Below are 12,377 nucleotides of genomic sequence, written 5' to 3' on the forward strand. Positions count from 1 at the left end.
AAGGGTTGCTGCCCTTGCTGAGCCTGCATGCGTGGCCCCTGTGGCTGCGCTATCAAGATAGAAGGATATTCATACCTTGCGTTATCTCCTGCTGACTCTGGCCATTCTGCTGACCGCCTGCGACCAGGGCCCGAGCTTTACCGAAGCGGAGCCCGGCGAGCACCTGTCGGCCGGCGAAGGCACGGTTACCAAGACCGACCAGAACGCTTTTTCCCTGCCGCTGGCCAACCTGTCGCCGTCGCGGCGGCTGGATTTCAGTGTCGGTAATAGTTTCTTTCGCAATCCCTGGGTGATTGCCCCGGCGTCCACCGATGCCCGGGACGGCCTGGGCCCACTGTTCAACACCAACGCCTGCCAGAACTGTCATATCAAGGATGGTCGCGGCCATCCGCCGGCCCCGGACGCCAAGCAGGCGGTGTCCATGCTGGTGCGTCTGTCGGTACCTGCCAGCGCGACCGACGACCTGACCCGCAGCGGTCTGGTGCCAGAGCCCAACTACGGGGGCCAATTCCAGGATGCGGCCATCCCCGGGGTGTCACCGGAAGGTCGGGTGCGGGTCACCTATGAGCTGCAGACCATGACGTTTGCCGATGGTCACCAGGTAGAACTGCGCAAACCGCGCCTGGAGTTTTCCGATCTGGCCTATGGGGACATGCACCCCGCTACCTTGTACTCCGCCCGCGTTGCGCCGCCGATGATCGGCCTTGGCTTTCTGGAAGCCATTCCCGAAGCCGATCTGTTGGCCCATGCCGATCCCCATGACGAGGACGATGATGGCATCAGCGGCCGGGTCAACCGGGTCTGGGATCGTGCCACTGGCACCACGGCCATGGGCCGGTTCGGCTGGAAGGCCGGTCAGCCCAGCCTGCGACAGCAGAATGCGGAAGCCTTTGCCAACGACATGGGGCTCAATAGTCACCTGGTAACGACGGATTCCTGCGCGCCCAGCCAGACCGATTGCCTGGCTATGCCCAATGGTGGCGAGGTGGAAGTCAGCGACAGCATCATGGACAGCGTGCTGTTTTATACCCGCAATCTGGCGGTCCCGGCCCGCCGTAATGTGGATGACCCGCAGGTACTGAAAGGCAAATCGTTATTCCACCAGGCCAACTGTCAGGGCTGCCATGTGCCCAGCTTTACCACCGGCGCCGATGCGGCAGAACCGGAGCTGGCCAACCAGACCATCCGCCCCTATACCGACCTGTTGCTTCATGATGTCGGCCCGGGTCTGGCCGATGGGCGTCCGGAATTCCTGGCCAATGGGCAGGAATGGCGTACCCCGCCGCTATGGGGCATTGGCCTTACTGAGGCGGTGAACGGGCACACCCAGTTCCTCCACGACGGTCGGGCCCGTAACCTGATGGAAGCGATTCTCTGGCACGGTGGCGAAGCCGCCGGCTCCCGGGACACGGTGCTCATCTTCGACGCCGAGCAGCGCGCTGCGCTGTTGGCTTTCCTGAATTCGCTGTAACCCTGTTGGCTTTCATTCTGAGGTTTCCATGCAACGCCTGATAGTGCTGATTACCACCCTGATGCTGGCTGCCTGCAGTGATCCGCGCCAGCAGGTCACCACGCAACTGGCCGATCAGGTGCTGCTGCCTGCGCACCAACAGTGGCAAAGTCGCAACATGACCCTGCTGGACAGCACCCGGGCCTGGTGCAGTGGCGATCAGGAACTGGCCAGCCTGAAGCAGGCATTCCACCAGAGCCAGTCTGCCTGGTCCCGCCTGCAGCCTTTGATGGTCGGGCCATTGTCCGAGGGCAATCGTAGCTGGCAGGTCCAGTTCTGGCCGGACAAGCGAAATATGGTGGCGCGCCAGACCGAGGACTTGCTGGATGAATTTGCCGATCTGACTCAGCCGCAACTGGAAGGTGCCAGTGTGGTGGTACAGGGGCTGACGGCGTTTGAATATGTGCTCTTCGATGAGCAGACGGCTGTCACTGAAAACCCAGACCGCTACTGCCCGTTGCTGACGGGCATTGCCCGTCACCAGTTGACCTTGTCTGATCAGGTGCTTGCCCTATGGCAGCAGCCCGAAGGAATGCTGGATAAGCTCACGAGCTTCCCCAATGCGCGTTACGCCAATGCGGATGAGGCTCTGGGTGGCATCCTGCGTGTTCAGGTCACCGGTGTTGATACCCTGAAGAAAAAGCTGGGTACGCCCATGGGCCGGCTCAACAGCGGCGTGCCGCAACCCTATCAGGCGGAAGCCTGGCGCAGCCGTCATTCCACGGAAAACCTGCAGGCCTCCCTGGCGGGCGCCCAGGCGGTGTGGGAGCGGGTCCGTTCCCTGGTAGGGGATGCCGGACTGGTGGCTGATATCGACCAGGCCTACAAGACAATCCGTGACCAGTTGGAAGCCTTGCCGGCGCCGTTGATGGAACTGGTGCAGGACCCGACCCGCCAGGCGCAGTTGCAGTCGCTGTATCAGAACCTGGATGCCATGGAAACGCTGCAGCAAGACGATCTGGCCCGGCACCTGGGCATCCAGATCGGCTTCAACGCCAACGACGGCGACTAGATTTCTACGAAGCCGCGTAGGAGCACCGCTTGAGGTGCGAACCGCGTCAGCGGAAATCGTCCGCAGGGCGATCAGGTGTTTCAGAGACGGATAAGGCCGCCCGGACATCATTGCAGTAAACATGCATTGCTCCCGCCGCGCTGATGCGCGGTTTGCACCTCAAAGGGTGCTTCTTCAGCAGGATTTAGCAATTTTTGGGGAAGTCCGTTATGCCACTGACACGACGACAATTACTGGGCGTTGGTGCGGCGGTAGCCGGCACCGCCGCCCTGGGCGGCTGGACCGTCTGGTCCGGGCGAGGCCAATCGCCGCTGCTATTGTCCGCCCGCAATGATGATGCTGGCCAGCATTATGCGGTCGGTTATTTTCTTGATGGTCGGCGCGCTTTTGCGACTCCGGTGACGGAGCGTTGCCACGACATTTGCGGGCATCCTTTCCTGCCTCTTGCCTTGTTTGTGGGGCGTCGTCCGTCCCGGGAAAGCTACCTGGTCGATCTGCGTGACGGCACTCTTCTGCAGACCCTGCACAGCCAGCCGCAACGGCATTTCTACGGTCACGCTGTCTTCCACAACAGTGGCCGGTGGCTTTACGCCACGGAAAACGATACCCGTGAACCGGGACGCGGCGTGCTGGGCCGCTATCGGCTGGATAGCACGCGTCTGCAGCTAATCCATGACGGCGAGGTGTCCAGCCATGGTGTGGGCCCGCATCAACTTGCCTGGTTGCCGGACGGCGAATCCCTGGTGATTGGTAACGGCGGTATTCGTACCGAAGGCGGCAGCCGGAAGGAAATGAATTTACCGGCCATGGCGCCGAGCCTGGTGATCATGGATCGCCAGGGTGAGCTGCTCAGTAAAGAAACCCTGCCGCAGCAGAAAAACAGTATTCGGCATCTGGCCGTGGCCAGTGACGGCACCGTGATCACCGGCCAGCAATACCACGGCCCGGCCTGGGACAAGGTGCCATTACTGGCCATCAAGCGCCCCGGTGAGGCATATCACCCTTTCCCGGTGAGTGAATCGCAACTGGCGATAATGAACCAGTACACCGCCAGCATTGCCATCCACAGCGAAAAAAGACTAGTGGCAATGACCGCCCCGCGCGGCAACCGTTTTTTCATCTGGGATCTGGATAGTGCCGCCACCGTGGTGGATGCGCCCATGCCGGACTGTGCTGGAGTTGGTGCAGTACCCGGTGGTTTCGCGGTGACTTCCGGGCAGGGCAAATGCCGTTACTTCGACTGCACCGGCGGTGCAGTGCAAAGCCACTGGCTGACACTGCCTGATGGCTGGTGGGATAACCATCTCTGGCTAGGGTGATCGGTTTCTTCAGCAAGCAAGAGAGATTGATGGCGGGAGGGGAGTAAAACTCTTCGTTTTGCGAGCAACGCTCCAACAGCGGGTTTCTGACCAGCATCCGTGCCCCGTTGGAGCCTTGCTCGCAAGGCGAAGTTCTATCGTCTGTTTCAATCGTGCCAGTTGGATACCTTGCCGGAGCAGACCCAGTCCTTGGAGCCTTTTTCTACCCCGATCCAGTTATAGGTATAGCGGCCATTGGCGTTGCTGGTAGACCAGCTCTTGGTGTTGCCTGCTGAAATGCCGGAAGCGCCGCAATCTTCGGAACCGTTATCGCGCTCATTGCAGAAACGGGCATAAATACGGTTGTTGCAGGTGTTGCGGAAGGTGACGGTAAAGCGTCCCTCGGTGTACTGGCTCCATTTTGTGTCGTGCACTTCCATGCAGGGGCCGCCGCGGCTGTTGCGGCCATCCCAGCAGGTGTCGTCGTCAAGGCTGGAATAATAGTCGGCTACGGCAAATTGCGAGGCGAGCAGTGCGGCAATGCCAAAGGTCCATTTCATGATCTTCCCCTTTTCTGTCCATCGGTTTGGCCCGGTGTGTCCTCAACCGGGAATCGTCGTTCCATTAAGGAGCCTCTGAAGAGCTTCTTGCATGCTCAGTCTTTCAGGCTGGCTCGCCCTCTCTGCCAAGGTAAAGAGGGGCGCAATATCGAAGGTGTGTGTCCACCCATCGAACGAGTGCGGGCCAGCCTGGAAGACCCGGAGGGCGCGGCCTGAAGGGCACATCCGCTGCGCTTTGTCGCTAGGAAAGGGGGCCACCCTGTCCGTCGCGACAAAACACAACAGCTGCACCCTTCAGGCCACGCTGAATACGCAAGAAGCTCTCCAGAGGCTCCTTCATTGTAGAAACTGGGCAGAAATGAGCTTCCCCCATATGGGGTAAACGGCAAAAAAGCCTCAGTGATCGCCGCTGCATTCCTGGTGATCGCTGAGTACCTCGATGACTCGGCACTCGCCGGTATGCCCCTGTTCGCACTCTTCGATCATCCGGTCCAGTTCATCGCGTAATGCCGTCAGCGAGCGGATGCGGTTTTGCACGGCAGTCCGGTGGCGGCGGGCGATGCTGTCGGCGTGGCCATGTTGCTCGCTCATGGCCAGCAGTTCACGAATATCATCCAGGGTGAAGCCCAGCTCCCGGCTGTGGCGAATGAACTGCAGCCGTTCGCGGTGCTTGCGGTGATAGCGTCGCTGGCCGCCTTCGCTGCGGGCGGGTTCGGGCATCAGGCCGATCTTTTCGTAGTAGCGGATGGTTTCCACCTTGCAGCCGGCGGCCTTGCTCAGGGTGCCGATAGAAAAAAGGGTGCTCATGGCGCCTCCGGGGCTTGAACCTGTAGTCACTATAGCTTTTTTAATGGTGACATAACGGTATGGGTTCAAGGAGCTTTTCATGAATGAGCGACAGCGACAGGCCTTCGGGACAGCGATGAGCGAGGCGCGTCTGGCTTACCGCCAACGCCGCTGGGAGCAGGCGTTCGCGCTGCTGGAGCGAGCCCACGTGCTGGGCCAGACCCGGGTCACCCCCCATGTGCAGAGCCACTGGTGGATGCTGAAAGTGGGGTGGCAGCGCCTGGATGCCCGCGAAGTGCGTGGTCAGTTGTTGCGCCTGCTGGCGGCCATGCTGTTGTCGCGGCTGTGGGTGCCCCTGGGTAATACCGGCGGCGCCAACGTCAACCCGCTACAACCCATGCCGATTGCCGATGACCTGCGTGAACTGATGGAGACTGACTGATGGGCTGTTGCGATACCGATATCCAGGCCAGCCCGGCGCCGGCATACCGCCGGGTGCTGTGGCTGGTGCTGCTGATCAATGCGGTGATGTTTGTGGTGGAGGCGACCTCCGGGGTGCTGGCGGACTCCCGCGCCCTGCAGGCGGATGCGCTGGATTTCCTCGGCGATACGGCCACCTATGGCCTGACCCTGTGGGCGCTGGGCCAGTCCCTGGCCTGGCGGCTGCGGGCCGCCCGCATCAAGGGGTTCTCCCTGCTGATCATGGGCGTGGTGGTGCTGGCCAACAGTGTCTGGGCCCTGTGGCAGGGCAGCGCTCCCCAGGGAGAGATGATGATGGGGGTGGCCGGGCTGGCGCTGGTTGCCAATGTGGTCAGTGCCCTGTTGCTGCTGCGTCATCGGCAAGGGGACGCCAATATCCGTTCCGCCTGGCTGTGTTCGCGCAATGATGCGCTGGCCAATCTGGCGGTGCTGGTGTCCGGCAGCCTGGTGCTCTGGCTGGGCAGCCGCTGGCCGGACCTGCTGGTGGCGCTGGCGATTGCCGGCCTGTTTACCCACAGCGCCCTGTCGATTCTGCGTCAGGTACGCGATGAACAGGGCGGCCAGCAATGTGCAGAGGAAAAGGAGTCATGTTGATCAGACTGGAATTTTCCAGTGCGTTGCCGGTGAGCCGGGCTGCTCTGTGGCAGGCAATGACTGCCATGGAAGGCATCAACCAGGAAATGCGACCCTGGCTGACCATGGGGGCTCCGGCGGGTGTCCAGGGATTGCAGGACGTGCCACTGACGCCGGGTAAGCCGCTGTTTCGTAGTTCCATCAAACTGTTTGGCTGGCTGCCGATAGGGTATTCGGACCTGACGTTGCTGTCCCTCACTCCCGGAGAAGGCTTCGTGGAGGCCTCGCCCATGACTGGTATGCGAGCTTGGCGTCATGAAAGACGCTTGGAGGATAGCGACACTGGCTGTAGGCTTCTCGACACCCTGGTGTTCGAGCCGCGGGTATTGCCGACAGTCACGTCGGCGATTATTCGCGCCTTTTTTGGCCATCGTCACCGCCGCCTGCGTCGCCGTTACCGCTGAGTCTCTATGGATTTCAAACAGGAAGATCTGAAAGCCCTGATCGAACGCACCATGCCGTTCGGCAAGTATCAGGGGCGGGTGTTGATCGACCTGCCTGAACCCTACCTGCTGTGGTTTGCCAGTAAGGGTTTCCCCAACGGCGAGCTGGGCCGGCTGATGGCGCTGGCGCTGATGTTGAAAATGGACGGCACTGAAAAGCTGCTGGAGCCGTTACGACAAAGCCATGGATAGCCGCGTGTTTGGCCTTTAGTCTTGATGGTTCAGAGACACGGAAGGATCACACCATGAGCCAGCTTCAATCGCTTACCGACACCATCTGGCACGTCGCCGTCCCTCACGCCTTCATGGGCCTGCATGTGGGGTCCCGCATGACGGTGGTGAAGCTGTCCAGCGGCGGTCTGTTACTGCATTCGCCGGTACCGGTGGATGAGGATCTGGCAGCCGAGTTGGCGGCACTGGGTGAGGTGAAACATATCGTCTGCCCGAATCTGTTCCACCATGTGTTTGCCGCCGAGGTAAAACAGCGTTACCCGGATGCGCTTTTGCATGGCCCGGCCAAACTGGCGGGCAAGCGCAAGGATCTGACCCTGGATGCCACCCTGTCGGAAACCCCGCACCCGGATTGGGGGGACGATTTCGAGCTGGTCTTTATCGAAGGCTCCATGTTGCAAGAGACGGTGTTCTATCATCCCGCCAGCCGTACCCTGATCGCCGCCGATCTGATCGAAAACTTCCGCCAGTGTGACCATGGCTTTACCCGCTGGTATCTGAAGCTGGGTGGTCTGTGGCAAAAGCCCGGCTGGCACCCGATCCTGCGGCTGGTGTATCTGAACCGCAGAAAGGCCCGCGCCAGCATCACCCGCATTCTGGAATGGCCCTTCGAAAAACTCAGCCTGGCCCACGGCGAGGTGATTACCGAAAATGCCCGTAACCAGGCGCGGCATGGTCTGGAGTGGTTGTTTTAAGGGGCCAGGCAGGCCGGAGTCGTTGCTCCGGGAAGCATCGGCCGCCACAATGTGGTAACTGTTTTTCACCTTATGGTCTGCCGTGCTGCCCCTGGTCTACCACCCCGATTACAGCTTTCCCTTTCCCGGCGAACACCGTTTCCCCATGGAAAAGTTCGGCCGGCTGCATGGGCACTTGCGGGGGCTGGGGATAGCCCACGGCGACAACGAATTTCGTCCGGGCCGGGCCAAGGCGGCCCTGTTGGGCCAGGCCCATTGTCCGCAGTATGTCTCGGACATCGTTGCTGGCACCCTGGATCACAAGGCCCGGCGTCGCCTGGGGTTGCCGTGGAGCGAGGGGCTGGTGAAGCGCACCTGCATTGCCCCCATGGGAACCCTGCTTACGGCGCAGCTTGCCCTGAGACAGGGCCTGGCCTGCCATCTGGCCGGTGGTACCCATCACGCCCATTACGATTTCGGTTCCGGCTTCTGTATCTTCAATGATCTGGCGTTCGCCGCGAAACAGTTACTGGCCAGCGGCGCCGTGGAGCGTCTGCTGGTTTTCGATTGCGATGTGCATCAGGGCGATGGCACCGCCGCCATGCTCGCGGATGAGCCGCGGGCCTTTACCTGTTCCCTTCATTGCGAAAAAAACTTTCCGGTGCGCAAGCAGAAAAGCGATCTGGATGTGGGCTTGCCGCTGGGTATGACTGACCGGGATTATCTGGATACGGTGTTCGAAACCCTGGAAAACCTGCTCGATACCGTGCGCCCGCAACTGGTGCTTTATGATGCCGGTGTCGATATTTTCGAGCATGACCCACTGGGGCGGCTGTGTGTTTCCGAGCAGGGCATTGCCGACCGTGAGCGGGGCGTGATCGAGCGCTGCCGCCGGCGGGGAATAGCGGTGGCCACGGTGATCGGTGGCGGCTACGATGATGACCGGGACGCGCTGGCAAGGCGGCATGGGATCGTCGTCGAAACCAGTCACGAACTGGCTACGAAGCCACTGTCGGAGCGCAGCGAAGCGGAGTAACGCAAGCAGTGCGGCCCAAAGGGTGAGCGAAGTGCATAAACCCAAAACCTGAAAATCGGTATTTACCACAGAGGGCACAGAGATCACTGAGGAAAAGAATGGGTTTTCTCTGTGTGCTCTGTGCCCTCTGTGGTGAAATTGCTTTTGATTTACGTGGGTTATCGCGCCGTCAGCGACGCTCCTACAGAAAGATTGATGAGGGAGAGCCCCCATGTCCAAAGCCCTGCTAATCATGGCCCATGGCAGCCGTAGTGACACTGCCAACGATGAATTCCGTGCCCTGGTGGAAACCGTGGCGGAATCCGCCCATGGGGCGGGCGAGGAATACGTGGCGGTGCTGCCCTGTTTCCTCGAGCTGGCGCAGCCTTCCCTGGTGGAGGCGATTCAGCAACTGGAGCACCAGCCGGTTACCCGTGTGCAGCTGTATCCGTTGTTTTTCAACAAGGGAAAACACGTGGGCAAGGACATCCCGGCCCAGGTGGAAGATGCCCGACAACGGTTTCCCGATCTCACCATTGAGTTGCTGGATTATTTTGGCAATGCCAACGGTCTGGCGGCGCTGGTGCTCAAGCATATCGGGGAACAGGACTAGCTGGCATGGCCATGGACGGCACAGTATTCGCCAGAGAGATTGATACGCTGTTTGCCTGGGAATCCTCGGATACGGTCTCCTACGCGGAAGCGTTGAAATCCTGGGCCGCCGTTGCAGCGTTGCTTGCAAAGTAAAAGATTCGGTATGGAGGTGACCGCCGTCCTTTGTTTTCGAGCAACGCCGGAACAGTGAATGGATGTGGTCTGAATCGGCCCTAGAAAGTCTTGGCAAACACCAGTCCGCCCCACAACACATTGCGATCGCCCACGCCGTCTTTCAGTTCGGAAGTGTGACCGCGCAGCACATAGCTGAGCCGGTAGCCGTCGCTGAAAGCCCAGGTATAACCGAGCCAGGCTTCGGCCACGCCATGGTTCAGCTCGTTACTGTCGTAGCTCACTTCGCTGTCACGGAACTGGCCTTGCAGAAAGGCGTTGTAGGCTCGGCCCACCAGAGCGATGCCGCCCCACAGGTAATGCTCATGATCCTGGCTCATGGCGGTGGCGTTGTTGCGTTCACCGTAGTGCGCCAGTTCCGGGCTGGTCTGCCACCAGGGTGTATGCAGACGTCCGGCGCGAAAGCTCAGGCTCCAGCGTGCTTCGGTGAGGTAGCCCAGCGAGCCTTCCACGGTGCTCTTCACTTCCAGGTTGTCGGTGGAAACGGGCAGGATTTTCTGCCGGGCCACGGCATAGCGGAAGGTGGGTTCGCCGCCGTCGCTGACCTGATGCTCCCAGCCCTCCGCCCGGTCACTACCAATCACCTTGTGGACCCCGTTCTGGATATCACCGGCCAGGTCCAGACCCATGGCGCCGACTGTCAGTGAGCTGTGCCAGGCCACTTGCTTGGCCGGGTCTACCTGTACCCGGCTGCTGGAGACATACAGCAGGCTGGCGTAGGGGCGGTCGTCATACAACGGGGCCTCGGCTTCCTTGTCTTCCGGGGTGAACCCGAAGATGCCGGCCTCGAAGCTATGGCCCCGGACATTGCTGTTGGTGATGCCCTCCACCCCGGTCAACCGGTCGATCCAGGTCAGCGGAGTATTCAGTGACAGGGCAAAGTCCCGGGCACGGGTACCGGTGGCGGCGACACTGATGCCATAGGTGTAGTCCTGATCCCGGCTGCCCGGGACCAGCAGATCGTTATCCAGGGTCAGGGACCAGCTGCCGGTTTCCCGCTCCTGTGCCGGGTTGGTGCGGGGGCGACGTGGGCGCTGCTCTTCGAATGCCGGGTCGCCGGCCCGGGCCAGCTGCACGGTATCGACATTGGTGGCCCCGCTGCTGGTGCCGGGCACTGCCAGGCTGGCGAGAAGGATCACAAGCAGCCCGGTCATGGCCGTCCCATGGGAATTGGCAACAGCTGTCTGTCTCTCTGTGTGTTTCATGGCTCCGTGTCCAACTGCGGAGGTGCAGTGCGCCTCCGTGTTACGTTTGCTGCGCGTACAGTAGTGCCGGCGCGTGCAGTAGCGGTATTGGGTTGCTGGACGGTTATTGCCTGTTTCTGCAGAGAGTTGTCGTTATGCCAGCGGTGACGGTTCAGCGAATGTGAGCGTCAGAATAGTGATGACAAGGATGAGCTGGAACAGTTTGATGAAACAGCGGAACTGGCTGGGCGATTTAATCGATTTTTTCGAACTTTACCGTCTGTATGGCGGCCCTGCGCTGACATAGCGGTGACCGAATGGCTGCTTGCCGCGTTGTTTTCTGTCATTGAGCCGTTCCCTGCCTCAAGCGTAGCCTCAAGGTCATTATCGAGTTTTCACCAGTCAACGACGTGTGAGGAGAGGCAAGGTGGCAGAGGCATATATCGTAGCGGCGGTGCGTACCGCCGGAGGCAAGAAGAATGGTCGGCTGAGCAAGGTACATCCGGCGGATATGGGTGGCCGGGTGATTGATGCGGTGGTAGGCCGTATCGGTGTGGCGCCGGAGAAGGTGGACGACGTGATTTTTGGTTGCGTGAGCCAGATCGGGCCGCAGACCTTCAATGTGGCACGTACCTCCATTCTCAGCTCCTGTCTGCCGGAATCCGTACCCGGTGTCACCATCGACCGCCAGTGCGGCTCCTCCCAGCAGGCTATTCATTTCGCTGCCCAGGCGGTGATGAGTGGCACCCAGGATCTGGTCATCGCCGGCGGCGTGGAGTCCATGAGCCAGGTGCCTATCGGTGCTCCGGTAACCGCCGTCAAGGAAATGGGCAACCCGTTTACTGGTGAAATCAGCAAGCGCTATCCCGGTGAAAACTTCAGCCAGTTTATCGGCGCCGAGCGCATGGCGGAGAAGTACGGCGTGAGCAAGGCCGAGCTGGACCAGTTCGCCTACGACTCTCACAAGCGGGGTGCCGCGGCTACCGAAGCCGGCCGCTTCAATGAGGAAATCATTCCGGTGCCGATTACCCTGGAAGATGGCAGCAGCGACGAGCACATCGTCGATGAGGGGATTCGCTGGGAAGCGGAGCTGGATGCGATCAAGGCCCTGCAGCCGCTGCAGGAAGGCGGCCATATCAGTGCCGCGAATGCCAGCCAGATTACCGATGGCGCTTCTGCGGTGATGATTGCCAGCGAAAAGGCAGTGAAAGAATACGGTCTCACGCCACTGGCCCGCATTCATGCCATGGCGGTGGTGGGGTCCGATCCGACCATGGTGCTGGAAGGGCCGATTCCGGCCACCGAAAAAGTCCTCAAGCAGGCGGGTATGACCATTGGTGATATCGATCTGTATGAAGTGAACGAAGCGTTTGGTTCCGTGCCGTTGGCATGGATGAAGGCGGTGGGTGCCGACTACGAGAAGCTCAATGTCAACGGCGGTGCCCAGGCGCTGGGGCATCCGCTGGGTGCCACCGGCACCAAGTTGATGGGAACCCTGGTTTACGAGCTCAAGCGTCGCGGTGGCAAGTACGGTCTGCTGGCTATCTGCGAAGGACTGGGCACTGCTAACGCGACCATCATCGAAATCTTGTAAGCGTCCTTGCAAGTTTCAAGTTGAAAGTGGCAACGCGGGGTTGGTGTGGCGCCAGCGATGAAACGTTGGGTGCCGCGCCGTCGCGTTGTTCGACCATAAAAAAGCCGCCCCGGGAAACCGGAGCGGCTTTTTTATGGTTGGAAATACTCACTGCTCCCCTCGGCATGAAGG

At 60.5% G+C, this 12,377-nt stretch carries 15 protein-coding genes; 12 read left to right on the top strand and 3 right to left on the bottom strand.

What is annotated here, in order from left to right; genetic code table 11:
- Positions 1–76: 76 nt before the first annotated feature.
- The 3 genes from ACMG4M_RS02400 to ACMG4M_RS02410 all read left to right on the top strand — a co-directional run bounded on the left by ACMG4M_RS02400 (position 77) and on the right by ACMG4M_RS02410 (position 3,841).
- Positions 77–1,471, top strand: coding sequence for a di-heme oxidoredictase family protein (locus tag ACMG4M_RS02400; RefSeq protein WP_035246133.1), 1,395 nt, complete (start codon positions 77–79; stop codon positions 1,469–1,471).
- Positions 1,472–1,499: 28 nt separating this feature from the next.
- Positions 1,500–2,522 (top strand): imelysin family protein, encoded by a 1,023-nt coding sequence (locus ACMG4M_RS02405; RefSeq protein WP_414430664.1) that lies wholly within the window; start codon positions 1,500–1,502, stop codon positions 2,520–2,522.
- 209 nt (positions 2,523–2,731) lie between these two features.
- A complete protein-coding gene (locus ACMG4M_RS02410) occupies positions 2,732–3,841 on the top strand; it encodes a DUF1513 domain-containing protein (RefSeq protein ID WP_414430665.1) in 1,110 nt (369 codons plus the stop codon).
- 146 nt (positions 3,842–3,987) lie between these two features.
- Here the strand turns inward: ACMG4M_RS02410 and ACMG4M_RS02415 are convergent, their stop codons facing one another.
- On the bottom strand, positions 3,988–4,380 hold the full coding sequence (locus ACMG4M_RS02415; protein WP_035246135.1) for a hypothetical protein: 393 nt from the start codon (positions 4,378–4,380) through the stop codon (positions 3,988–3,990).
- 396 nt (positions 4,381–4,776) lie between these two features.
- Positions 4,777–5,187 carry a MerR family transcriptional regulator gene (locus ACMG4M_RS02420; protein ID WP_035246137.1) on the bottom strand — a complete coding sequence of 137 codons (411 nt, stop codon included), beginning with the start codon at positions 5,185–5,187 and terminating at the stop codon, positions 4,777–4,779.
- 79 nt (positions 5,188–5,266) lie between these two features.
- Here ACMG4M_RS02420 and ACMG4M_RS02425 point away from each other — a divergent pair, with 79 nt between their 5' ends.
- The 8 genes from ACMG4M_RS02425 to ACMG4M_RS02460 all read left to right on the top strand — a co-directional run bounded on the left by ACMG4M_RS02425 (position 5,267) and on the right by ACMG4M_RS02460 (position 9,389).
- Positions 5,267–5,608 (top strand): DUF3703 domain-containing protein, encoded by a 342-nt coding sequence (locus tag ACMG4M_RS02425; RefSeq protein WP_035246138.1) that lies wholly within the window; start codon positions 5,267–5,269, stop codon positions 5,606–5,608.
- Complete coding sequence (locus tag ACMG4M_RS02430) at positions 5,608–6,240, top strand: cation diffusion facilitator family transporter (RefSeq protein ID WP_052042555.1); 633 nt, start codon at positions 5,608–5,610, stop codon at positions 6,238–6,240. Before ACMG4M_RS02425 ends, ACMG4M_RS02430 begins: the two co-directional genes overlap by 1 nt.
- On the top strand, positions 6,234–6,683 hold the full coding sequence (locus ACMG4M_RS02435) for a hypothetical protein (protein ID WP_272962568.1): 450 nt from the start codon (positions 6,234–6,236) through the stop codon (positions 6,681–6,683). The genes ACMG4M_RS02430 and ACMG4M_RS02435 overlap by 7 nt, the downstream gene beginning before the upstream one ends.
- Before the next feature lie 6 nt (positions 6,684–6,689).
- Positions 6,690–6,914 carry a DUF3820 family protein gene (locus tag ACMG4M_RS02440; RefSeq protein ID WP_035246140.1) on the top strand — a complete coding sequence of 75 codons (225 nt, stop codon included), beginning with the start codon at positions 6,690–6,692 and terminating at the stop codon, positions 6,912–6,914.
- 53 nt (positions 6,915–6,967) lie between these two features.
- On the top strand, positions 6,968–7,648 hold the full coding sequence (locus ACMG4M_RS02445) for a DUF4336 domain-containing protein (RefSeq protein ID WP_035246141.1): 681 nt from the start codon (positions 6,968–6,970) through the stop codon (positions 7,646–7,648).
- 82 nt (positions 7,649–7,730) lie between these two features.
- Positions 7,731–8,663 (top strand): histone deacetylase, encoded by a 933-nt coding sequence (locus ACMG4M_RS02450; RefSeq protein ID WP_272962569.1) that lies wholly within the window; start codon positions 7,731–7,733, stop codon positions 8,661–8,663.
- A 211-nt stretch (positions 8,664–8,874) separates the two neighbouring features.
- Positions 8,875–9,255 (top strand): sirohydrochlorin chelatase, encoded by a 381-nt coding sequence (locus tag ACMG4M_RS02455; RefSeq protein WP_272962570.1) that lies wholly within the window; start codon positions 8,875–8,877, stop codon positions 9,253–9,255.
- Between the two features lie 5 nt (positions 9,256–9,260).
- A complete protein-coding gene (locus ACMG4M_RS02460) occupies positions 9,261–9,389 on the top strand; it encodes a hypothetical protein (protein WP_269529969.1) in 129 nt (42 codons plus the stop codon).
- Positions 9,390–9,469: 80 nt separating this feature from the next.
- On the opposite strand, the gene ACMG4M_RS02465 is transcribed toward ACMG4M_RS02460, so the two are convergent.
- Positions 9,470–10,582: a lipid A deacylase LpxR family protein gene (locus ACMG4M_RS02465; protein ID WP_272997753.1), complete on the bottom strand. Its 1,113-nt coding sequence runs from the start codon at positions 10,580–10,582 to the stop codon at positions 9,470–9,472.
- A 457-nt stretch (positions 10,583–11,039) separates the two neighbouring features.
- Between ACMG4M_RS02465 and ACMG4M_RS02470 the strand changes: the two genes are divergently transcribed.
- The gene (locus tag ACMG4M_RS02470) at positions 11,040–12,206 is read left to right on the top strand and encodes an acetyl-CoA C-acetyltransferase (protein ID WP_035246147.1); all 1,167 of its coding nucleotides are present in this window, start codon (positions 11,040–11,042) and stop codon (positions 12,204–12,206) included.
- The last annotated feature ends 171 nt before the right edge of the window (positions 12,207–12,377 follow it).

The sequence above is a fragment of the Alcanivorax sp. IL3 genome (assembly GCF_047495465.1).
Lineage (GTDB): Bacteria > Pseudomonadota > Gammaproteobacteria > Pseudomonadales > Alcanivoracaceae > Alcanivorax > Alcanivorax jadensis.

Bases quoted from the DNA above. Each gene is read 5' to 3' on its own strand.
- ACMG4M_RS02415 (WP_035246135.1), bottom strand. From the start codon at position 4,380: ATGAAATGGACCTTTGGCATTGCCGCACTGCTCGCCTCGCAATTTGCC.
- ACMG4M_RS02440 (WP_035246140.1), top strand. From the start codon at position 6,690: ATGGATTTCAAACAGGAAGATCTGAAAGCCCTGATCGAACGCACCATG.
- ACMG4M_RS02435 (WP_272962568.1), top strand. From the start codon at position 6,234: ATGTTGATCAGACTGGAATTTTCCAGTGCGTTGCCGGTGAGCCGGGCT.
- ACMG4M_RS02425 (WP_035246138.1), top strand. From the start codon at position 5,267: ATGAATGAGCGACAGCGACAGGCCTTCGGGACAGCGATGAGCGAGGCG.
- ACMG4M_RS02455 (WP_272962570.1), top strand. From the start codon at position 8,875: ATGTCCAAAGCCCTGCTAATCATGGCCCATGGCAGCCGTAGTGACACT.
- ACMG4M_RS02405 (WP_414430664.1), top strand. From the start codon at position 1,500: ATGCAACGCCTGATAGTGCTGATTACCACCCTGATGCTGGCTGCCTGC.
- ACMG4M_RS02430 (WP_052042555.1), top strand. From the start codon at position 5,608: ATGGGCTGTTGCGATACCGATATCCAGGCCAGCCCGGCGCCGGCATAC.
- ACMG4M_RS02445 (WP_035246141.1), top strand. From the start codon at position 6,968: ATGAGCCAGCTTCAATCGCTTACCGACACCATCTGGCACGTCGCCGTC.
- ACMG4M_RS02460 (WP_269529969.1), top strand. From the start codon at position 9,261: ATGGCCATGGACGGCACAGTATTCGCCAGAGAGATTGATACGCTGTTT.
- ACMG4M_RS02410 (WP_414430665.1), top strand. From the start codon at position 2,732: ATGCCACTGACACGACGACAATTACTGGGCGTTGGTGCGGCGGTAGCC.
- ACMG4M_RS02465 (WP_272997753.1), bottom strand. From the start codon at position 10,582: ATGACCGGGCTGCTTGTGATCCTTCTCGCCAGCCTGGCAGTGCCCGGC.
- ACMG4M_RS02420 (WP_035246137.1), bottom strand. From the start codon at position 5,187: ATGAGCACCCTTTTTTCTATCGGCACCCTGAGCAAGGCCGCCGGCTGC.